Origin of the sequence: Pedobacter sp. (assembly GCF_046462515.1) — a bacterium.
Classification (GTDB): domain Bacteria; phylum Bacteroidota; class Bacteroidia; order Sphingobacteriales; family Sphingobacteriaceae; genus Pedobacter.
The window spans coordinates 180216-201959 of sequence record NZ_JBKGVD010000008.1 but is presented as its reverse complement, the minus strand read 5'-3'; the positions used below and the strand labels follow the sequence as shown (position 1 = coordinate 201959).

The 21744-nt window shown below is 36.1% G+C and carries 18 protein-coding genes; 10 read left to right on the top strand and 8 right to left on the bottom strand.

The annotated features are described in order from the left end of the window. Window positions 1-26: 26 nt before the first annotated feature. Complete coding sequence (locus ACLHG9_RS08840) at window positions 27-2459, top strand: AsmA-like C-terminal region-containing protein (protein ID WP_410221135.1); 2433 nt, start codon at window positions 27-29, stop codon at window positions 2457-2459. A 248-nt stretch (window positions 2460-2707) separates the two neighbouring features. Here the strand turns inward: ACLHG9_RS08840 and ACLHG9_RS08835 are convergent, their stop codons facing one another. Genes ACLHG9_RS08835 through ACLHG9_RS08815 form a run of 5 tightly spaced genes read right to left on the bottom strand, consistent with a single transcriptional unit; the run spans window position 2708 to window position 7311 of the window. Further along, the gene (locus ACLHG9_RS08835) at window positions 2708-3451 is read right to left on the bottom strand and encodes an aspartate/glutamate racemase family protein (protein WP_410221134.1); all 744 of its coding nucleotides are present in this window, start codon (window positions 3449-3451) and stop codon (window positions 2708-2710) included. A 35-nt stretch (window positions 3452-3486) separates the two neighbouring features. Next, the gene (locus tag ACLHG9_RS08830) at window positions 3487-4668 is read right to left on the bottom strand and encodes a P1 family peptidase (RefSeq protein WP_410221133.1); all 1182 of its coding nucleotides are present in this window, start codon (window positions 4666-4668) and stop codon (window positions 3487-3489) included. Between the two features lie 55 nt (window positions 4669-4723). After that, window positions 4724-5467 carry a LytR/AlgR family response regulator transcription factor gene (locus ACLHG9_RS08825; protein WP_410221132.1) on the bottom strand — a complete coding sequence of 248 codons (744 nt, stop codon included), beginning with the start codon at window positions 5465-5467 and terminating at the stop codon, window positions 4724-4726. Continuing rightward, window positions 5445-6506 carry a sensor histidine kinase gene (locus ACLHG9_RS08820; protein ID WP_410221131.1) on the bottom strand — a complete coding sequence of 354 codons (1062 nt, stop codon included), beginning with the start codon at window positions 6504-6506 and terminating at the stop codon, window positions 5445-5447. The genes ACLHG9_RS08825 and ACLHG9_RS08820 overlap by 23 nt, the downstream gene beginning before the upstream one ends. 10 nt (window positions 6507-6516) lie before the next feature. Continuing rightward, window positions 6517-7311: a LiaF transmembrane domain-containing protein gene (locus ACLHG9_RS08815; RefSeq protein ID WP_410221130.1), complete on the bottom strand. Its 795-nt coding sequence runs from the start codon at window positions 7309-7311 to the stop codon at window positions 6517-6519. Window positions 7312-7464: 153 nt separating this feature from the next. On the opposite strand from ACLHG9_RS08815, the gene ACLHG9_RS08810 reads away from it, so the two are divergent. Then, window positions 7465-8337, top strand: a complete 873-nt coding sequence (locus tag ACLHG9_RS08810) for a ChaN family lipoprotein (protein ID WP_410221129.1) — start codon at window positions 7465-7467, stop codon at window positions 8335-8337. An 88-nt stretch (window positions 8338-8425) separates the two neighbouring features. Here the strand turns inward: ACLHG9_RS08810 and ACLHG9_RS08805 are convergent, their stop codons facing one another. Both ACLHG9_RS08805 and ACLHG9_RS08800 read right to left on the bottom strand, forming a co-directional pair. After that, window positions 8426-9352 carry an alpha/beta hydrolase gene (locus ACLHG9_RS08805; RefSeq protein ID WP_410221128.1) on the bottom strand — a complete coding sequence of 309 codons (927 nt, stop codon included), beginning with the start codon at window positions 9350-9352 and terminating at the stop codon, window positions 8426-8428. Between the two features lie 90 nt (window positions 9353-9442). Continuing rightward, window positions 9443-10306: a helix-turn-helix domain-containing protein gene (locus tag ACLHG9_RS08800; RefSeq protein ID WP_410221127.1), complete on the bottom strand. Its 864-nt coding sequence runs from the start codon at window positions 10304-10306 to the stop codon at window positions 9443-9445. Window positions 10307-10516: 210 nt separating this feature from the next. On the opposite strand from ACLHG9_RS08800, the gene ACLHG9_RS08795 reads away from it, so the two are divergent. Genes ACLHG9_RS08795 through ACLHG9_RS08780 form a run of 4 tightly spaced genes read left to right on the top strand, consistent with a single transcriptional unit; the run spans window position 10517 to window position 13310 of the window. Continuing rightward, window positions 10517-11137, top strand: a complete 621-nt coding sequence (locus tag ACLHG9_RS08795) for a hypothetical protein (RefSeq protein ID WP_410221701.1) — start codon at window positions 10517-10519, stop codon at window positions 11135-11137. A 2-nt stretch (window positions 11138-11139) separates the two neighbouring features. Next, entirely contained in the window at window positions 11140-11439 is a 300-nt protein-coding gene (locus tag ACLHG9_RS08790) for a winged helix-turn-helix domain-containing protein (RefSeq protein WP_410221700.1), read from the top strand. Window positions 11440-11491: 52 nt separating this feature from the next. After that, window positions 11492-12877 (top strand): cell envelope integrity protein CreD, encoded by a 1386-nt coding sequence (gene creD / locus ACLHG9_RS08785; protein ID WP_410221126.1) that lies wholly within the window; start codon window positions 11492-11494, stop codon window positions 12875-12877. Between the two features lie 28 nt (window positions 12878-12905). Next, complete coding sequence (locus tag ACLHG9_RS08780) at window positions 12906-13310, top strand: DUF2809 domain-containing protein (RefSeq protein ID WP_410221125.1); 405 nt, start codon at window positions 12906-12908, stop codon at window positions 13308-13310. Window positions 13311-13378: 68 nt separating this feature from the next. Here ACLHG9_RS08780 and ACLHG9_RS08775 read toward each other — a convergent pair whose 3' ends face one another. Beyond that, window positions 13379-13750: a hypothetical protein gene (locus ACLHG9_RS08775; RefSeq protein WP_410221124.1), complete on the bottom strand. Its 372-nt coding sequence runs from the start codon at window positions 13748-13750 to the stop codon at window positions 13379-13381. Between the two features lie 243 nt (window positions 13751-13993). On the opposite strand from ACLHG9_RS08775, the gene ACLHG9_RS08770 reads away from it, so the two are divergent. From ACLHG9_RS08770 to ACLHG9_RS08755, 4 genes are read left to right on the top strand one after another with little or no spacing between them, the layout of a single operon-like run. Beyond that, a complete protein-coding gene (locus tag ACLHG9_RS08770) occupies window positions 13994-15217 on the top strand; it encodes a Pycsar system effector family protein (protein ID WP_410221123.1) in 1224 nt (407 codons plus the stop codon). A 4-nt stretch (window positions 15218-15221) separates the two neighbouring features. Further along, entirely contained in the window at window positions 15222-17255 is a 2034-nt protein-coding gene (ppk1, locus tag ACLHG9_RS08765) for a polyphosphate kinase 1 (protein ID WP_410221122.1), read from the top strand. Continuing rightward, on the top strand, window positions 17252-18145 hold the full coding sequence (locus tag ACLHG9_RS08760) for an SdiA-regulated domain-containing protein (protein WP_410221121.1): 894 nt from the start codon (window positions 17252-17254) through the stop codon (window positions 18143-18145). The genes ppk1 and ACLHG9_RS08760 overlap by 4 nt, the downstream gene beginning before the upstream one ends. 6 nt (window positions 18146-18151) lie before the next feature. Next, window positions 18152-21742, top strand: coding sequence for a BamA/TamA family outer membrane protein (locus tag ACLHG9_RS08755; RefSeq protein ID WP_410221120.1), 3591 nt, complete (start codon window positions 18152-18154; stop codon window positions 21740-21742). Window positions 21743-21744: the final 2 nt, after the last annotated feature.

Here is a 21744-nt window from a genome sequence, read left to right as displayed (position 1 = left end):
TTTGTTATGTTTAACTAAAAGGGCCTATGTCTAAATGGTTACGCATTATTTTAAAGGTATTACTGGGTTTATGTATTGTATTGGCAGTAATCTGGTTTGGTGCCGCTTATTACATTAAAAAAAACAATCAGAAAATTCTCACACAAATTCTTACCCAGGTTAACCAAAAAGTTAGCGGACAGGTTAAAATTGGCGGCATGGCTCCAAACCTGCTTAAAGGATTTCCCAATGTTTCGGTATCTTTAAACCAGGTTCTTATTCGCGACAGTCTATGGAAAGACCATCATCATGATCTTGTAAATGCAAAGAAAATTGAAGTTTCATTAAATATTTTTTCTCTCATTGCCGGCACTGTTAATATTCGCAAAGCAGATTTAAACAATGCTGATATCTACATTTATACCGACAGTACGGGTTATAGTAATACCAGTGCTTTTAAAGGCAAAGAAAATAAAATTGAAAACACAGCAACGAATAATAACAAGGACAACCTAAAAATAGGTCGGATAGATTTTAAAGATGTTAACCTCACCATTGATAACCGTAAACGCTTTAAGCTTTTTAATTTTAAAATTGACGCCCTTAATGGTAAAATCAAATATGGTTTAACCGGCTGGGATGGCAATATCAAAGTAAAGACCTATATAAACAGTTTTGCTTTTAACACAAATAAAGGAAGTTTTTTAAAAGATAAACAGATTGAGGGAACTATCATTGCCCATTTTAATGATAACAGTAAGCAAATTACAATAGACCAAAACAAACTTAAAATAGGAAATGATATTTTCTATATTGGTGCTCAGATACAAACCGCAAAAGGAAAATCAGGTTTTAAAATAGATATCAAAACAGATAACATTTTATATAGAAATGTTTCGTTATTGCTGGCCCCAAACATTTCATCTAAGCTGCTCAAATTTGGCATAGAAAAGCCCGTAAATATAACCGGAAGTATTATAGATGATGGTTCTAACAACCCCGACCCTTTAGTTCATGTTAAGATGGAGGTTAAAGATAACAAGGTCACTATTCCATCAGGTGAGTTAAATGCTTGTAATTTCACAGGCACTTTTACCAATAAAGACACTTTAAATAAAGAAATAGGTGATGAAAATTCCATTATCAGATTTTACAATCTTAAAGCCGATTATTATAATGCCCCGATCAGGGTAGATACTTTTACGGTTACCAATTTTTCGAGGCCCATTGCCACAGGTCTGGTTAAATCTTCCTTTCCTTTAACTAATTTAAACAGCTCATTAGGTGAAGAAACATTTCTGTTTAAGAATGGTACTGCAGATATCAAACTATTTTGTAAGGCCGATATTGATCATTTCTTATTTACCAAACCTGTAATATGGGGAGATGTAAACATCAGCAATGCCGATATTACGTACCTGCCACGACAAATGCGATTGGTTAACAGTAATCTTGTTTTAAAATTTAACCAGAAAGATCTGAACATTAAAAGCAGCAAAATACAATTGGGCAAAAGCATGGTTGCTATAGATTGCAACATCAGTAATTTTTTAAATTTCTATTATACGGATCCCAATAAAATACAGGCTACGCTCAAGATGACAAGTCCGCAGCTATATATATCTGAATTTATTCCTTTTCTGGGCCCCAGAAAAGGAGCCGTAAAAAAGAAAAGCGCTAAAGAAAACACTATAAAACAGGTATCAGATCAGTTAGATGCCGTTTTAGAAGCTGCTAAAATCAATATACAGTTAAAAGTAAACCGTGCCATATACAACAAGTTTACGGCTAATAATCTTACTGCAGATATTGCTTTATTAGGTAATGGGGTTTATTTTAACAAAATCAATGTAAGTCATGCGGGAGGCAATCTTTCGCTCAAAGGTAAGCTCACGCAATCGGGTGCTATAAACCGTTATCAGTTCAATAGTAATATCAACAATGTTAATGTTAAGGAATTCTTTTATGCTTTTGATAACTTTGGACAGAGCTCGGTTACCAGTAAAAATCTGAAAGGTTTCTTATCTGCCAATGTAAACGCGAGCGGTAACATTACCGATAAAGGAGCTATCGTATCGCGGTCTATGTTTGGCACGGTAAAATTTACCTTGAATAAAGCAGCTTTGGTAGGTTTTGAGCCTTTAGAAAAAATCGGAAAATTCATTTTCAGAAGCAGAAACTTAGCTAATGTACAATTAGAAAAACTAAACGGCTTGCTCACTTTAAATGGCGACAAAGTTAATATCAGCCCAATACAGGTTAATTCTACCGCACTCAATTTTAATGTAAAAGGTATTTATGGATTTAACAACGGTACCAATATCGCCTTGGATATTCCTTTACGTGATCCGAAAAAAAGCGCAGGCATTGCAGATGAAGAAGAAAGGCAATTGGCCCGTATGAAAGGTATAGTGCTGCATCTTAAAGCTGTAGATGAAGATGGCAAGTTAAAAATCAAATGGAACAAAGACCATGATTAGATGCTGAACTAAATTCAGCATAACGAATATAAGATTCATATAATTTAGCGTCATCCTGAACTCGTTTCAGGATCTATTGAGACACTCAACTGAACGGCATAGCCCTCTTGAATACCATCAAAAACATAAATGTTTAATGAAAAATTCAGCATAACGAATATGAGCTCCAATTATAAATTTTAGCGTCATCCTGAACTCGTTTCAGGATCTATTTTATAAGTCGCTGACAAAAGCCGCATGACGAGTAATTACTTCTTTAATTTTTCAGGAGCAATTGCATTGATCAAAGAGCGGGCAATGATACGGTTAGGATCAATTAAAGGCAAAGCTTTATAATGATTTTGTGTTAACGCTAAAGGCAATTCTGTACATCCCAGAACAAAATGCGTTGCTCCCTGTTTAATAAATTCGTCCATAGCTAAAGTAAGTTCTTCTACCGCTTTATTTTTCACAGGAGATGAAAATGTCTTTATACCATATAATTTGCTATAAATGGTTTCATGTACGCGTTCCTGCCAAACATCAGAAAGCTCTATAACTTCCAAACCCTGTTCTTCAAGATTGTTTTTATACAAACCCGTATTCCGGGTACCTGTTGTTGATAGTACGGCTACTTTAGCCAAAGGAGAGGTTTCTTTGATATGTTTTGCCGTTTCTTTTACCAGATGCAATAATTCGATGGTTGTATCACTTTTTTCAAGTTCACTTTCTATTACTGAGAAAATTGGTTGAGCATGTGCAGTATTACAAGGTATAGCCGCAACTTTAGCACCATTAGCTGCTAAACTTCTTATAATATCTGCCAATGCAAAACCAGGATTTGTGTTTACTTTACCTACTATATATTCAGTTCGGTCAACTATTTTATGCGGGTATGACATCAGCAAAACCGGTAAATGATCCTGATCTGTTTCTACCTCTGTTTCTTCTATTATTTTTTTAAATACATCTAAACCTGCTAAGGGCCCTACTCCCCCCACTATACCTATCATATTCTTGCTGTTATTAATGCACCCTAAAGATAGATTTATTTTTCAATTGCCAATGGCAATTTATTCTGATTTAAGGAATTGTACTTCTTTAAGATGTTTAATGTTTCTTTAATTGGCAATGCTTTAACCATACGGCCACCTTTTCCTTTCATATCTTCTGCCATAAACAAAGAGTTTAACAAAGCTTCTTCTGTGGCTTCCCAAACAGCCATAAATAAAGGTGTCATATCGTCATTGTTCAGATCGTCTATAGTTCTTACCATTGATGAAGCATTATAAGGAATACGATTTTTTTGATAAGTTGAAAATGCAATCGCATAATCTCCGCTTCCATTAGATGAAAAAGCACCTACATTGCCAAAAGCAATATAAGAGCGTTTAGCTAAACGTTCTAAATTACGATCTGAAAGCGGTGCATCGGTAGCGATAATGATCATACAGGAACCATCCGCTTTATAGATCTTGGTTTTATCCATCATATAAAAGTTGTTCAACTCCCTGCCTACTGGTGCTCCGTTAATAGACAAAACACCACCAAAATTAGATTGAACCAGTACACCAACAGTATACCCACCTTTTGAAACAGGGAGTACTCTTGAAGCCGTACCTATGCCACCTTTAAATCCTAAAGCTTCTGTTCCGGTTCCGGCACCTACATTTCCTTCTTTTACGGCACCAGATTTAGCTGATTTCAAAGCTTCAATTACATCTTCGGCTTTTACATGCCTGCCTCTTATATCATTTAGCCCACCATCATTGGTTTCGCCCACCATGGCATTTACCGATTTCACATTTTCATTTCCTGGCAAAGCAAGCACATAATCCAGCACCGCATTGGCCACAAGAGGTGCATTCAAGGTATTTGTAAGTACAATAGGCGTTTCAATATTTCCTAATTCTTTGATCTGCGATAAACCCATTGATTTACCAAAACCATTGCCTACATAAACAGCCGCAGGTACCTTATCCTGAAAAACATTACCCTGATGCGGAATTATAGCCGTAACCCCAGTTCGTACAGAATCACCTTTTATAACTGTTTTTTGTCCTACCGTTACACCGGCAACATCAGTTATTGCATTGTTAATTCCTGTTTTAAGAATTCCTGTATATATGCCAAAGTCTCTTGCACGTCCTCTTTTTTCCTGTGCATTAGCCGTTATGGCAGATCCTAAGGCTGCAGTTATACATACGATATTCAGGAAATTTAGTTTCATTTTAATTCAGCTTAAATGTTAGGTTATTTAGCCAAATCTATGAAACTATTTGAGATTATAAGCCTAATGCTTCTTTTAGTTTTGCATATCCTGTTTTGCTTACCGGCAGCCATATACCCGATTTTAAAAGCACAATGTAACTGTCTTTCTCTTTTAACTCTATTTTTGTTACCTGGGCAAGATTAACAATATAAGACCTGTGTATGCGGATAAACTGGTTGGTGCTGAGCGTTTTTTCAAAAAAGCTCATGGTCTTGTTCTTTTGGAAATTTCCTTCTGTGGTATTAATTTTTACATAATCATCATCTGCCTCAAAGTAATTGATCTGTTCTACCGGTATGATCTTAATTACTCCGGCGCTCTTTACTACTACCCTGTTTTGTTGCGCAGGCGATAAAGCTACGTTCCCGATCAGTTCTTCGGTAGCTTTGTCAGATGATTTGGAGGCTAATTTTGAACTTAACTTTTGTAGGGCCTGATCAAACCTCTGTTGCTCAATAGGTTTCAATAGATAATCTATGGCATTAACTTCAAACGCTTTAATGGCATATTCATCAAATGCAGTGGTAAATATAATTGCAGGGTGCTCATCAACCAATTCCAGCATTTCAAAACCATTAATCTTTGGCATCTGAACATCTAAAAAAATCAAATCCGGTTTATGTTGGGCAATTGCTTTTAGCCCCTCAAAACCATCACAGCATTCGGCCACAACTTCTATTTCTGCATATGATTGCAAATAATGTTTGATTATATCTCTTGCCAACGCTTCATCATCAATTAATAGGGTTCTGATCATAAGACTGTGGTATTTTTAGCTGGGTAATGAACAAATTATCATTTAAAGTTTGTGTTTGCAGTAAATTACTATCGGCAAACAGCAAATATAATCTTCTTTTGATTGCTGATAATCCAAAACCTGTGCCTTCTGCCAGTTGCATTTCGGGATCAAAAGGATTTGACACAATAATATTAAGATTATGGCTTTCTACAAATACTTTTATAGCAATGGTTACTGCCGCCGAAGTGTTATATAAACCAAACTTAATGGCATTTTCTACAATGGGTTGTAATAATGTTCCGGGCAGTCTAAGATCTGCAGTATCTTCTTCTACCTGTATATCTATGTTTAAACGATGACTAAACCGTACTTTCTCTATATCAAGGTAAAGCCCTATATAATCCATTTCGTCGCTTACACTAACCCAAACCTCATCGTCACGTTTTAAAGTACCTCTTAAAAAGGCAGCCAGCTTGGTAATCATAGTACCGGCTTCTTTAGGATTTACAATGGTTAAGGCATATACCGAGTTTAAGCTGTTAAATAAAAAATGGGGCTGCAACTGATGTCTCAGTTTATTTAATTCAGCTTCTTTTGCTAGATTTTGGGTAGCCAGTAAACGCTGTTGCGCTTCGTTCTGTTCTTCTAATCTGTACCACAATATATTAGCCAATGCACACCATAACAGCATTACAAAAGCCAGCATACCTCTAAAAATAAGCGTGAGGTTAATAAAGCTGATATAATATGGATGTTTAGCAAAAATATAAACCAGTGCATACTTAGATAAAAAAGCAATGATTGAAGCTAAAGCTCCTGTAAGCAATACCACAAACAATAATTTTTCGTCTTTAGCCTGATAATAAGCTAATATATTGCTGACTACCACGCAGGCTAAAGCAAAAAGCAGATTGCTAACTGCGCTGTCTGCAATGGCAATGGTCCAGTCAAAACCATAAACCAGATGTATCACAAAAGCACAGGCCGCAGTCCATCCTGCCAAAAAAAGATTGGCAACTACTCTTACATTTTTTATGGATAGTGGGGTAACTGTCACAACCGGCTTTTTAGAAGTTTTTAATTTCTATCCCACCAAACATTGCTACACCTCTTAAAATTAATATCTTTTTCTGTTCAGGATTTAAAGGAACGATTGCTCTCTTATCATCCATACCACCTAATATGGCCGTAACTTCCGATTTAACTTCCCATCCCTGAGGTACAATGAGCTTAGCTCCACCAAAAATTGCGGTTACATCAATAACAATCTCACCTTCAAAGTCAGCTTGGGTAATGTTCACATCACAGCCTCCAAATATGGCTATAACCTGTCCACCTTTAAAATTTTTGCTATACACCGTTTGTTGGCTACCGCCAAAAATATTTACCGAATCGAGATAGTCACTTGAATTTCCGGTATTTTTAGCCCTTTCGTCACTTTCAGTAAAGGTCTCGCCTTCGTTGTAGGGAAAAGAACGGTCAAAGCGATTTCTCATTCTATCGCGTCTTCTCTCCCACCTGTTTACACCCGTGCGTTTAGGTTTAACGATGAGAAATATCCCTATAACTAATAATAAGATCGGTAAACCAAGTTCGCTAATATTAAAACTATGTAGAGCCTCTTCTAAGGTAAAATAACTACCTATAGCAATCAGTATAAACCAGCCCAAGCCTTCAAAGTTACGCTTGAAACCAATAAACAAACCTAAGCCTATTAAAAAGGTACTCCAGCTAAAAAGCCAGTCGGGTAAATTCAATCCTAAATTTTTAAGTAATAAAAGAGCTCCTATAGTAACGATGAATAAGCCTGCCCAGACTTTTCCTGAACGATTGATCATGTCTTTATTTTTAAATTGTTCCATTTTTGTAGTGTTAATTGTTGATCCAAAGGTATTGGCTATATTTACGCTTAACAACAACACTACGTTTAGCTGATAGTTAGTATCGGCAAGTTGCCTTAAAACATCGGTAAAATAATTTGTTATTTTGGAATTTTAAAATTTTTATCCATAAACATGAAAAGAATACTACTTATACTCAGCTTTCTCGTTCCCCTATATCTGAAAGCCCAGGATATTAAAAAACACTATAAAATCTTTGATGTAAAAAAGAAAAGCCTTGTTACGTTAGATGATATTATACGAGATATGCAACAGGCCAATGTCTTGTTCTTTGGCGAGGAACACAACGATTCTATAGGGCATTATTTAGAAGCAGAAATATTTAAGGGTCTTGCAAAAGCTTATCCTGGTAAAACAGCGCTTACCATGGAAATGTTCCATACAGATGTGCAACCCGTTATTAACGAATATCTTCAAAATATAATTTCAGAGAAAAACTTCATCAAAGAAGCAAGAGCATGGAATAATTACAAAGATTACAGAATTATGGTAGAATTAGCCAAACAACAAAATTTGATTGTAATTGGTGGCAATGCGGCTGCAAGATACAGTAATGCCGTTACCAGAGAGGGATTAAGCGTGTTGGAAAAATTACCTGCTGCATCTAAATCATTTTTACCTAAACTACCTGTTGATACCGCTACCGGCAGATATTATGATAAATTTATGGAAACTTTGGGCGGGCACGGTATGGGCAGCATGAAAGTTTACCAGACACAGAATTTTTGGGATGCTACTATGGCCTGGTCTATCAATAATTTCTATAAAGGGCATAAAAACTTTAAGATCTTTCAGGTAAACGGGCGTTTTCACAGTGATGAAAAGTTAGGCACTTATGCGCAACTGATCAAGATTAACCCTAAAATCAAGGCTTTAAATATCTCTTCTTTTGCTGCTGATGATTTCGAAAATCCAAATTGGGAAAAATACACAGCTTTAGGCGATTATATTATTGTAACCGACCCTAAGGTAAAAAAGACCTTTTAAGAAGATTAATGGCGCATATTAATATTAATGCTGTTATCTATAATTAAAAAAGGAAGCAAATTTGCTTCCTTTTTTACCCTCTAAATAATTATGCAAGATGTTCTTTAAAGAACGGAATAATTTGCTCCAATGCTTTACCTGTAGCCTCAGGTTTGTCATACAAATCGTAGTGGCTTGCACCCGCTACTATCTGCAGTGATTTCTTGGTAGAAGCTGCTTTATTGAACAACTCATAACCATCTCTGTGCGAACCAAATGCACCAACCTTGTCACCAATAACGATATGCAATGGCTGAGTGAGTAAGTATTCAGCAAGATGGAATGCATCAAAGCCAACAGCAGGCGCCAATCCCGAAAACAATAATTTATTTGGTGAACAAGGATGCTGGCCACGTGGGGTAGTATAATAATCTACAGCCTCTATAACGTCTATATCAGTTATCCCGGTTTTTTTCAACGCATCCTCATCAACAGGTATATAGGTGGTTAAAAATGGTTCGTCTCCATTCGCCTCTAACGTACGTTGCGCAGCGATGGCTTCCAGTGTTTTGATGGCCGAACCCGATGTATAATCGCCTTCCCTAAATATCCTGCCATAATTAGCCCCTACAACAGTAGCAACCGCTTTAAACCTTCTCTCGGTCATAGCGGCATTGATGGCATAACCACCACCACCACATACACCCAAAACACCAATCTTTTCTCTATCAATATAAGACAAAGTTGTAAGGTAATCAGCTGCACAACGGAAATCCTCAACACGGGTAGCAGGATCTTCCAAAAACCTTGGTTCACCTCCGCTTTCTCCCTGATGGGAAGCATCAAAAGCCAAAGTTACAAATCCTGCTTCTGCCAATGCTTTACCATAAATATTTCCCGAAGTCTGATTTTTGCAGCTGCTGATTGGATGAGCACAAACGATCGCCGGATATTTTTTAGTTTCATCAAAATCTTTTGGGAATTGAAGGATACCTGCTACTTCCCAGTTTTTGTGTTTGAATTTTATTGCTTTCATGGTCTTATAACTTTTATAATTTGTACGGTACAAAGATATTCTGACCTTAAAGTCTGATCCTTAAAGTAATTACGGGAAGTCTTTAATTATTTACTGATTTCTAAAAACAGTGGGTGAAATACCTGTTTCCTTTTTAAAAAAGGTAGCGAAATAGGATGGATATTCAAATCCCAGATTAAAAGCGATTTCACTGATTGTTAAGGAACTCGTCCGAAGTCTGTTCTTTGCGATCTGTATGACTAGTTGATGGATATGCTCTTGTGGCGAACGACCTGTATAATGTTTTATTAGGTCGCCAAAGTAATTAGAAGATAAATTAGCCATGTCAGAAAAGTAAGAAACAGAAGGCATTTTTCTGGTATTCTCTTCATTATCATAATAAGCTTCAAGGTTCTTGTAAAAATCCGCTACAGTGGCATTGTACAATTCCTCTCGGGTGTCGAATTGCCGGCTGTAAAATTTTTGGATGTAAGACAGGATAAGAGAGGCATACGAAATCACAATATCCTTAGAAAAGTTCTCGTTACCATTAAACTCTTTCAATGCCTTTTGAAAAAGGTCGGTAATGGTTTTTTCTTCTTCTTTAGTTATAAATAGCGCCTCGTGATTACTATAATAGGTAAAACTATATTCTTTAGCTATTTTTTGAAACAAGCCCGCATCTATGAGGATATGGTATCCTGAAATCTGATGCTCTATGTCCCACTGCAGAAAATCTCCCGGCTGGTCCAGGTACACAAAAGCATCAGCATGGTCAAACATGGTCTGACCAAAATCTTTGTCCTTATCAAATTTCAGTTTAATTGCCAAAAGATAGAAGTCAAGCTCAATAGGCGCCGATTTTCTTCTCATATCCTTTTGCTTTTCATATTCTACCAAATGGATATGATTATTCTTATAACCGCTAATATTGGTATATTCAAGAAACTCTTTTATGCTGTATTTTTTCTTCAATATATTGTCAATTTAAATTGCAAATTTAAAACTTAACCGCGTTACAGACTTTAAGTTTTTACTGAAATGTATTTGATTTTTACAGTTATCAAATCGTTACCTTATTACAGCTAATACTTAGCATTTAGAGTAAACATCTAAAAATCAATCAAATTTTCTTGATTATTTAAAATAAAAGAATTTACTTTGCAATACAAAGTTCTTTTTAATATGCAGGAAAAAGATATTTATGCGGAACTGAGTTCCATCAGAAACTTAATGGAACGTTCTTCTAAATTTATTTCATTAAGCGGATTATCCGGAATTATGGCTGGTATTTACGCACTTATCGGAGCCTTTATCAGTTATAAGATTGTTTATGCAACGCATAGTGGCCTCGAATACAGAAGCTATTATGTAAATGATCCCCTGATATTTTTCCAATTATTTATGGTTGCCCTTGTTGTATTAATTCTTTCTTTAACAACAGGCATTTGGTTAACCATTAGACAGGCCCGTAAAAAAGGTGAAAGCGCCTGGAACCCGGTAAGCAAACGTTTATTAACCAGTCTTTCAATTCCATTGTTTACCGGCGGGTTTTTTATCCTGATCTTACTGTATCGTGGTGATTATGGCACTATCGCCCCTGCATGTCTTTTGTTTTACGGACTTGCACTCATATCGGGCAGCAATTATACTTTTTCTGATGTAAAATGGTTAGGTTTCTGTGAAATTGCTTTAGGTCTCCTATCAGCTTTATTCCCCGGTTACGGTTTAATTTTCTGGACCATAGGTTTTGGTGTTTTGCACATTATATATGGCTCTGTAATGCATTTTAAATACAACAAGTGAAAATCTTAGAACAGTTTGATAAAGCTTTTGAAAATCGCTTACGATTACAGATCATGAGCGTATTAGCTGCCAATGAGTATTATGATTTTAATGCTTTAAAAGACCTTTTAAATGCTACCGATGGAAACTTGGCATCACATTTAAAGGCATTAGAAAAAGAAGAATACATCGTTGTGACCAAAAGTTTTATAGGCCGTAAACCCAATACACAATATGCTGCATCGGCAAAAGGTAAAGAGGCTTTTAGAAAACATCTTGAAGCCCTAACAAGCTTAATTCAACAACAAAAAAACAATAATTAATTTTTTTTACCCATTTACTTTGAAAATCAAAGTACTTTTTAATTAAAATAACATGTTACAAGAAAACATTACAAAAACAGTTAATTGGTTCAGGGAATCAATGTTGATCAAACTTTGCTTCATTGGCGTGCTCACGCTCGTACTCTTAATTCCTTCGGTATTATTGCAGGATTTAATTCGCGAACGACAGCAAAGACAGAATGAAGTAACCACCGAAATTTCTGATAAATGGTCTGGTGAACAATTACTGGAAGGGCCAGTTCTGGTTCTCCCCTACCTTAAAACCGTTGCCGAGAAAAATGAAAAGGGTGCAATTATCTATAAAGAAGAAAGTCAAAACATCTATATCCTGCCCGAAGAGCTGAATATCAACAGCAAGGTAAATCCAGAAACCTTACATCGTGGAATTTTTGAGACCGTAGTATATAATTCAAACATCCATGTAAATGGTAAATTCAGCGCCTTAGAGCTTAAAAAATCGGGTATAGACCCTAAACTGGTTCTTTGGAACAAAGCCAGAGTAGTAATTGGCTTAAGTGATCTGAAAGGACTGAAAAATAATCCAAGCATACTTCTGGATGGTAAACCTTATGAAATTGAACCTGAATTTACACAGGCAAAATTATTTCAGAACAACCTGGTTACTCTTATAGATTTAAGCACCGATCAGAATACCGCTATCCCATTTAGTTTCAATATGGATCTTAGAGGCAGCAGTGAACTTAATTTCTTTCATTTAGGCAAAACCACTACACTTAAAATGGAAGGCAACTGGGCAGATCCAAGTTTTACAGGCCGCTACCTGCCCGAAGAGCGTAATATTACAAAAGATGGTTTTAAAGCGGTATGGAAAATACCTCATTTTAACAGATCGTTTCCTCAGCAATGGGTAGAAAAAGAGGTTTTAACCTCTTCAGAAAACAACAAGCCTTACGTTTCTGCCAATAATGACACCACTTTTGGCGTAAGATTTATTTTACCGGTAGATCAGTACCAAAAAACCATGAGATCGGCCAAATATGCTATTCTTATCATTTTATTAACTTTTCTTTCTCTGTTTTTTACCGAACTGCTCAACAAAAAAAAGATACATCTTTTACATTATGCTTTAATTGGTGCGGCCATGATTATTTATTATGCACTCTTGCTTTCATTTAGTGAACAGTTTGGATTTAATATGGCTTACCTTATTGCTTCTGTGGCTACCATTATACTGATTATATTCTTCTTACTGGGGCTTTTAAAAAGTAAGAAACCTGCATTGTTATTTGGTATTATTCTATCTGTTTTTTATGCATTTATATTTGTAATTATCCAGTTACAGGATTTTTCACTGCTTTTTGGTAGCGTGGGCTTATTTATTATCATCGCAACAATGATGTATCTTTCTACCAGGCTAAACTGGGAAAGAAAGTCTGCTGCTGAGATACAGGCATAATTATTTATTAATTCTTGTTATACCTGATATGTTTACATTCAACCGAAAAAATTTTGCAGCAGCTATCATTTTATTGTTTATAGAAATAGGTATCGCTCTTTTTGTCAGAGATACAATAATCAGGCCTTATGCTGGAGATGTACTGGTAGTTATATTGATTTATTACTGGATAAAGAGTTTTTTAGATATTCCTGTAAAAGAAACTGCAATTGGCGTACTTCTATTTGCTTATAGCATAGAAATCTTGCAATACTTTAATATTGTTAAAGTTTTAGGTTTATCTGAATTTAAAATCTTGCGTGTAATGATCGGCAATTACTTTTCATGGATAGATATGCTATCTTATACAGCTGGCATCATCACCGTGCTGTTTATAGAGAAAAACCGAAAAATCTCTTATCCGAAAGTTTTTAGTAAGGTGCCTGAAATCTAAAAAATAAGGCCTTTAGCAGATAACTAAAGGCCGTATTTTAGGTTAAAATCTTTTTCTTACCCTTTATATCAACCTTTAAATAAAGCTTTCAGTGTTTCTTTTCTCTTCGCCGGATCCAGTTTTTTAAGTTCCGGGTGCTTTTTCAAAAAAGAAATCATTAACGTAGTGGATTTCTCTTGGAGATTAAAGTATTCTTCTGCGTTTTTCATACCCGCATCTTTGTACAACTTAATCAACGATGCCTTACTACGATTATTTCTAATTTGCTCACGTGAAATGTTTTTAGGCAATTGGTATTTTTTAGTGATCATACCATCTATCAATTCCTTTTGCGCTTTTCTACATTCTATTAAGACAGGATCTTTTTTCAATTCCTTAATATCAATCTCTTGAAATAAGACAAAGCTAAAAGCCAGAATTACATTTAAAAGTATTTTCATCTTTTATATTTAAGTAAGGTTTGGTTTTTTATTTGAACGAATATAGAAAATTAAGAATACAAACAGACCTATCATCGGCATAGATTCTGATTTGGTTTATACGTTATTATTTATGGCTTGAAGAATATTTTGTGGTAACTTAGTAACCTATTGTAAGCAGAACAATTTTAAAAAACGTTAACCAGATGTAATTTGTTGTAAACTTCACTCTGGTTTAATATTTTTCAAACAAATTTGTAAATCATGAACTACCATCAATTACAGCAAGAGGTAGAAAATTATGTGGTCAATTATTTTAACAACCATCATAACGCCAGCCTTGTTTACCATAATTTAGCACATACCAAAAGAGTGGTTCAGGCCGCTGTACAAATAGCCAATCACTATCAGTTAAAAGATAATGATTTTTTTATTGTTTATACCAGTGCCTGGTTTCATGATACGGGATATTTTATAGAAACTTTATCGCACGAAGAAAAAGGTGCTGAACATGCTGCTAACTTTTTAGAAGGCCTGCATATAGATGATAAAACAATAACGGCAGTTAAAAATGCTATTTTATCTACAAAATTACCACAAAACCCGGTTAATTTAAACGAACAGATCTTATGTGATGCCGATTTATTCCATTTGGGAAGTGATGATTTTAACGAAAGATCAAAATTATTGCACAAAGAGGTAGAACAATTATGTCATAAAGATATCAGCAAGAAAAACTGGCGGATCAGAGATATCGAATTTTTAGAAAAGCATACTTATCATACCGATTATTGCAGATTATTGCTTGATGAAAAAAAGGCAAAAAACATTGAAAAACTTAAGAAGAAATTAAATGACAACGCCTCGCAAGAAACAGAGCCGGAAAACCAAACCCCTACAACATTGAAAAAAGCAAAATCAGACAAGCACGTTAAAGAAGATAAAAATGAACAGCCAAGTAAAGGCATAGAAACCATGTTCCGCATTACTTCGGCAAATAACCAGCGTCTAAGCGATATGGCCGATAATAAAGCACAACTTCTTATTACAGTTAACTCAATTATCATATCCTTAATTGTGAGTCTTTTGTTGCGCCGTTTAGAAGATAATCCCTACTTAGTTGGACCAACTATTATCTTATTGTTGGTAAGCCTATCCTGTATCATATTTTCTATTCTGGCTACTAGACCAAGCATACCAAAAGGTATTTTTACTGAAGAAGACATTAATCAAAAACGGGTAAACCTGGTTTTCTTTGGCAATTTTTATAACATGCCTTTAGAAGAGTATCACAATGGCATGCAAAAAGTAATGGCTGATAAAGATTTTCTGTATGGAACTTTAATCAAAGACGTGTATTCGCAGGGTGTGGTATTGGGCAGAAAGTATAAGCTTATCAGGATCGCTTACAATATATTCATGTTTGGTTTAATTACCTCTGTATTGGCTTATATCGTTTTTTCTGCGATGTATGATAAACTTTTCTAATCATATGCCACATAGTGCACCAAACATGTTTGACAGGGACCTGAGCTGGCTTTCATTTAACGAAAGGGTTTTACAGGAAGCAGAAAGGAGTGCTACACCCCTTTTAGAGAAAATCAAATTCCTGTCTATCTATTCTTCTAATCTGGATGAATTTTATCGGGTTCGAATGCCGGTGTTACAGGCGCTGAAAAAACTGAGCAAAAAGGACAATAACACTATACAGCAGCAAGATAATTTACTTAAACGGGCTACTGAAACCATTTACCAACAACAGGAAATGTTTGGTACAATCTTAAAAAATATTGTATTGCCGCAGTTAAAATCTCATCATATCCATTTTATCTACAACCAACCTATACCCAAAACACTGGATAATGAACTGAGCAATTATTTTTTAAGCAATATTTTAGCGTTTATCCAACCGGTTGAAATATCTAATACTGATACATACTTTTTTCCGAACAATAACCAGCTCTACTTTTTGGTAAATGCAGAAAGCAAAGAAAAGAGTACCAGTTATGTTATTAATATTCCCTCAAATGAGCTATCACGCTTTTATGAAACCAGTTATGATGGAGAAAGATATGTGTTTATCATAGATGATATCATCCGGAAAAACCTCGCTCTATTATTTAAAAATAAGCAGGTTAAGGGTTGTTATAGTTTCAAAATTACCCGTAACGCCGAAATGGAACTGGAAGATGAATATAACATTGATATAGCAGACCTGATAGAAAAACAAATCCAGAAACGTGATTTAGGTCTTGCTACGAGGTTTTTACATGAACCCGGTATTCCGCAATCGGCATTGTTTTTTTTGATACAGCAGTTAAATTTAAAGCACGCCAATGTAGTACAAGGTGGCAGATACCATAATTTAAAAGATTTAGGAGATTTCCCGATTAAGGATGCGAATCTTAGCAACGAAAAATGGCCTAAAATAGCTTATCCGGGCTTTAAAAAAGAAATCACCTTACATGAACAGATTACAGAAAAAGATCTGCTCATTAACCCTCCGTACCAATCATACGATAGCATATTACGTTTTTTTAACGAAGCAGCTACAGACGAACTTACCACAGAAATTTATACAACTTTATATCGCGTTGCCAATAACTCTAAAATTGTAAATGCCTTGATTACCGCAGCTAAAAATGGAAAAAAGGTTACGGTTTTGGTAGAATTAAAGGCCCGTTTTGATGAAGCCAACAACATCAAATGGGCAAAAAAGATGAAGGCTGCAGGTGTAGAGATTATTTATAGTGTTACGGCTTTAAAAGTTCATGCAAAAGTTGCTTTGGTAAAAAGAAAGCAAGGCATAAGAACACAAAATACAGGCTTGTTTGCTACCGGAAACTTTAATGAGACCACAGCCAATTTCTATACCGATCATATTTTAATGACGACACATAAAGATATGCTGCGTGAACTCGAATTATTGTTCCTGTTTTTAGCCAGACGTGAAAAACCCTCTGATCCCAATTTAATTACGTTTAACCACTTGCTGGTTGCTCAGTTTAATCTACAGTTCAGATTTTTGGGACTTATACAACGTGAAATTGAATTTGCCCGCTCAGGTCAGCCAGCATCCCTAACTATTAAGCTGAACAATCTGGAAGAAGAAGTCATGATCAACAAGCTCTATGAAGCGGCCAAAGCAGGTGTAAACATACAATTGATTATAAGAGGTATTTGCAGACTGGTGCCTACCAAAAACATTAGTATAAGAAGAATTGTTGATCGTTATTTAGAGCATGGCAGAATATTCTTGTTCCACAATAACGGAAATGAAGAAATGTTCCTGGGCTCGGCCGATTGGATGAGCAGAAATATTTACAGACGCATTGAGGTTTGTTTTCCTATTTATAATGAAGCAATAAAGGCAGAGCTTAAAAAATTGCTATCAATACAATTACGGGACAACATGCAGGCTGTTTATATAGATGATGAAATGAATAATATACCTGTTAAAGAAGAAGGCGATTTAGTTCAGTCGCAATATGCTATTTATCAGTATTTAAAAAACAAACCACAATGACAGAGTATTACACTATGAAAAAATACCAGAAATTTTTGTTTTTACTTTTCTTTGGCTGCGCTTCAACCCTACTTTCTTGCGCACAGGAAAAAGCAAAGAAAAATATTAGCCCCCCAGGCTATAATCTAAATACACCACAAAAATATAATATGCCCGATGTGTTAGAGGAAATATCAGGCATCGCCTTTTTAAACGGAAACAGCAATACGGTTTATGCCGAACAAGATGAAGAAGGTAAAGTTTTTGTGCTCACTCTGGGCTCTAAGAAACATACGATAACCCGATTTGCAAAAAAAGGCGATTATGAAGACATTGCCATTGCTAAAAACAAGATTATTGTACTTAAAAGTAATGGAGATCTGTATGCCTTTCCTATTACCGAAATTCCAAAAGCCGAAGCTGCAAATGTGGTAGAAACCAAATCGGTTTTACCTAAAGGCGAATATGAAAGTTTATATGCCAACCCCACCACAGGACAAATTTATATTTTATGTAAAGACTGTAAACAGGATAAGGGCAGCAAAAATACCAGCGGTTTTATTTTAAACATGCAAAACGATGGTCGTTTTGTATTGGCTAAAACTTTTAATGTAGATGCCAGTTCGCTTGAAAAATTAACGGGGCGAAAAAAAGGCACTTTTCATCCTTCTGCTATGAGCCAGCATCCCCTAACCAAAGAGTGGTATATCGTATCGGCCATTAATAAGGCACTGGTGGTAACAGATCCCGATTGGAAAATTAAAGCAGCTTATCATTTAAGTTCAAATACATTTAATCAACCAGAAGGTATCGCTTTTGATAAACAGGGTAACCTTTTTATTTCTAACGAAGGAAGCGACACTCAGTACGGCAATATTTTGAGATTTGATTATAAAGGAATTAAAAAATAATAGCTTATGCTTAAAAATTTTACGCTGATTGTTTTCATCATCTTAACCGGTTTTTATGGTTTTGCACAGCAGGACGTAAAATACAGGGTAATATTAATCGGCGATGCCGGAGAAATGAACACTGGGCAGGAGGAATCTTTAAAAAGTGCGGCAAGCCATGTAATTAAGGGAAAAACAACTACACTTTTTTTAGGAGATAACATCTACCCGACCGGGATGACCTTACCCGGAAGCAATAATATTAAAGAAACAGAGCAAATCTTAAAATCACAGTTTGAACCTATGCGGGTCAATGGTGCTGCTGTTTACTTTGTTCCGGGTAATCATGATTGGGATAAATCAGGCCCAAATGGCCTGGCAAAAATACAGGCTCAAGGCCAATTTCTGGCTTCTTTTAATGATCCTTTGTTAAAACTTATTCCCGATAACGGCTGTCCAAACCCGGTAGCCATTAACCTTACGGATAAACTGACCATTATTGCCTATGACAGCGAATGGTGGCTTTTCCCTTATGATAAATCCAATCCGGATTGTGAATGTGATACCAAAGAGCAGGTTATTATGCGCATGAGAGAGCTACTTGCGCAAAACAAGGATAAAATGATTATTCTGGCTTCTCATCATCCGTTTCAAAGCTATGGTTCACACGGTGGTTACTTTACTTTAAAAAACCATATTTTCCCCCTTACTGCTTTAAGTAGTAATTTATATATTCCTTTACCCATCATTGGCTCTCTTTATCCTTTTTTAAGAACAACTTTTCTTAATCCTGAGGATATGAAACACCCTTTGTATAAGGAAATGATTGAAAAAGTAAACAGTGTTTTTGGTGATCTGCCCAATGTAGTTTATGCTGCCGGTCATGAACACGGTTTACAATTGATCAAAAGTAAACAGTTACAGATTGTAAGTGGTGCAGGTGCAAAACACAGTCCTAACAAACTAGGCAAAAATTCACTGTTCCATAGTTTCGAAAATGGTTTTGTGGTAGCCGATCAGCTGATAAACAACGATATGCGTTATGAGTATTATACGTATGGAACTTCAGGCGTTACAAAAGTTTTCAGCTATACACAAGCTTACCAGCAAATGGAAAACACGCCGCTTAAAGTAGCAAAAGTAATCACCGCAGATAGTATGATGGTAAAAGTAAAACCATCATTTGATACGGTAAGCAAATTTCACAGGTATTTGTTTGGTGATAATTACCGGAAAGATTATGCTACCGCTACAAAGCTGCCCGTAATTCGTATTTCTGAAATTATGGGTGGATTAAAACCTACTCAACTGGGTGGTGGCAATCAATCCCGTTCACTTAGATTGGCAGATAAAAATGGTAAAGAATATGTATTGCGCAGCGTAGAAAAATACCCTGAAGTATTGTTGCCCCAAGGTTTACGAAACACTTTTGCAAAAGATGTAATACGTGATAACATGGCATCCCAGCATCCGTTTTCTGCTTTAATCGTACCGGTTTTAGCCAAAGCCGCAGGCGTACCCCACAGCAATCCCATCATAGGTCTGGTTTCTCCCGATAAAAATTTAGGAGATTACGCTCCGCTGTTTGAAAATACAATCTGTTTACTGGAAGAAAGAAATCCTTTAGGCCCTTCAGATAATACCGCCAAAATGTTTAAAAAACTGGCTAAAGATAATGACAACACTTATGATGCGAAAATGTACCTCAGAGCAAAAGCTTTAGATGTACTGCTTGGCGATTGGGACAGACACGAAGATCAATGGAGATGGAAAGCCGATACAACTAAGAAAGGGTTAAAATATCTGCCCGTACCAAGAGATCGTGACCAGGTATTTTTCAGGTCTGATGGTAAAATACAGCAATATGCCCAAAAATCAGATTTATTACCTATGATGCAGGGAATAGAACGAGATTTGAAAGACGGAAATTGGTTTTTGTGGGAAGGAAGAGCCATCAATAGTACTTGGTTATCACAATTTACCGAAGAACAATGGAACCAGGAGGTAAAAGTATTCTGTGATCTTTTTACCGATGAGATTTTTGAAGAAGCGCTGAAAAGATTACCTAAAGAAAGTTATGAATTAAGGCACGATCAGTTTCTGGCCGAACTTAAACAGCGCAAAGCCAGTCTGCCAAAAGTAATGAGCCAGTATTATCGTTTTTTTAACCGCATTGTTGATATACAGGCAAGCCATAAAAACGAAAAGGCCGAGATCAATGGCTTAGAAAATGGTCATTTAAAAGTAGAACTCTATAAGATTAATAAATCAGGAAATATAAAAGACGTAACTTTCAGCCGCGTTTTCGATCCTGAAATTACCAAGCAGATCCGCTTATACATGAGAGACGGAAATGACAGCGTATATATCAACAATAAAACATCGCCCATCGCTTTGAAAATAATTTCCGGACATGGTAAAAAGGTATATAGTGTAACTGCTTCACGTCAGTCAGTGCGTTTGTTTGGGCTTAAAGATGAGAATGTATTTGAAGGAGATGCAGTAAATAGACTTCGCCCTAAACTATCTGTCGATACCGGAAACGCAACTTATCTGAGCAAAGATCTGTACAGCAGAACATCTTTATATCCCAATGTGGGTTATAATCTTGATGATGGCATATCTCTGGGCGCTTTCATGAAAATTACCAATCCGGGGTTTAGAAAACAACCTTACGGCAACTCACAATCTTTTAGTTTCCTCTATGCTTTTGCTACTTCTGCCATTAGATTTAAATACACTGGCGACTGGTTAAAGGCTTTAGGTGAAGCCGATGTGGTAGTGCACGCCCATGTACAGGCACCAGATAATACCCGTAATTTTTTTGGTGTGGGTAACGAAACTTCTTTTAATCATCGCATAAGGTATTACCGTACCAGAACAAATCTCATTCAGTTAGAAACCACCATGCGCTGGCGCAGGCCAAAATCTACTTTTAGCGTCGGGCCAAGTTTTCAGTACTATTCTTTTGATCAGAAAGATAACCAAGATAAATTTATCAATAATGTAGATGAACTAAATTCTTCAGATCGTTTTGTAATAGAGCGCAACAAACTGTATGCAGGAGCAATAGTTAATTTCATTAACAATACCCGCGACAACGAATTGTTGCCAACTTTAGGAAGCTATATAGATTTTAAGCTAACAGGTTACAAAGGCATCAATAGTGCTGCAAGATCATTTGGACAGTTTACGGGCTCTATTGCCTTGTATAAAAATTTAGACGGACGTGCCAATTTGGTTTTAGCCAACAGATTTGGCGGAGCCATAACCGTAGGTAAACCAGCCTTTTATCAGTATGCGTACTTAGGTGGAGAAGGTACACTTTTAGGTTACAGACAATATAGATTTGCAGGCGAATATAGTTTCTATAATAATTTAGAACTCAGGATAAGACTGGGCGATTTTGTAAGCTATGTATTGCCGGGACAGGTAGGAATTATAGGATTGTATGACGTAGGACGTGTATGGGCAAAAAATGATTCTTCTAACCAATGGCACCATGGCGTTGGTGGCGGTTTGTACTTCTCCCCTGCTCAGCTAACCTTGTTAAGAGCAATTGCGGCTTACTCAAAAGAAGGATGGTATCCTCAGTTTTCAATGAATTTCAGATTTTAAAG

Bases quoted from the DNA above. Each gene is read 5' to 3' on its own strand.
- ACLHG9_RS08815 (WP_410221130.1), bottom strand. From the start codon at position 7,311: ATGGAACAATTTAAAAATAAAGACATGATCAATCGTTCAGGAAAAGTC.
- ACLHG9_RS08780 (WP_410221125.1), top strand. From the start codon at position 12,906: ATGTTTACATTCAACCGAAAAAATTTTGCAGCAGCTATCATTTTATTG.
- ACLHG9_RS08760 (WP_410221121.1), top strand. From the start codon at position 17,252: ATGACAGAGTATTACACTATGAAAAAATACCAGAAATTTTTGTTTTTA.
- ACLHG9_RS08830 (WP_410221133.1), bottom strand. From the start codon at position 4,668: ATGAAACTAAATTTCCTGAATATCGTATGTATAACTGCAGCCTTAGGA.
- ACLHG9_RS08775 (WP_410221124.1), bottom strand. From the start codon at position 13,750: ATGAAAATACTTTTAAATGTAATTCTGGCTTTTAGCTTTGTCTTATTT.
- ACLHG9_RS08810 (WP_410221129.1), top strand. From the start codon at position 7,465: ATGAAAAGAATACTACTTATACTCAGCTTTCTCGTTCCCCTATATCTG.
- ACLHG9_RS08770 (WP_410221123.1), top strand. From the start codon at position 13,994: ATGAACTACCATCAATTACAGCAAGAGGTAGAAAATTATGTGGTCAAT.
- ACLHG9_RS08840 (WP_410221135.1), top strand. From the start codon at position 27: ATGTCTAAATGGTTACGCATTATTTTAAAGGTATTACTGGGTTTATGT.
- ACLHG9_RS08795 (WP_410221701.1), top strand. From the start codon at position 10,517: ATGCAGGAAAAAGATATTTATGCGGAACTGAGTTCCATCAGAAACTTA.
- creD (WP_410221126.1), top strand. From the start codon at position 11,492: ATGTTACAAGAAAACATTACAAAAACAGTTAATTGGTTCAGGGAATCA.
- ACLHG9_RS08755 (WP_410221120.1), top strand. From the start codon at position 18,152: ATGCTTAAAAATTTTACGCTGATTGTTTTCATCATCTTAACCGGTTTT.
- ACLHG9_RS08805 (WP_410221128.1), bottom strand. From the start codon at position 9,352: ATGAAAGCAATAAAATTCAAACACAAAAACTGGGAAGTAGCAGGTATC.
- ppk1 (WP_410221122.1), top strand. From the start codon at position 15,222: ATGCCACATAGTGCACCAAACATGTTTGACAGGGACCTGAGCTGGCTT.
- ACLHG9_RS08825 (WP_410221132.1), bottom strand. From the start codon at position 5,467: ATGATCAGAACCCTATTAATTGATGATGAAGCGTTGGCAAGAGATATA.
- ACLHG9_RS08835 (WP_410221134.1), bottom strand. From the start codon at position 3,451: ATGATAGGTATAGTGGGGGGAGTAGGGCCCTTAGCAGGTTTAGATGTA.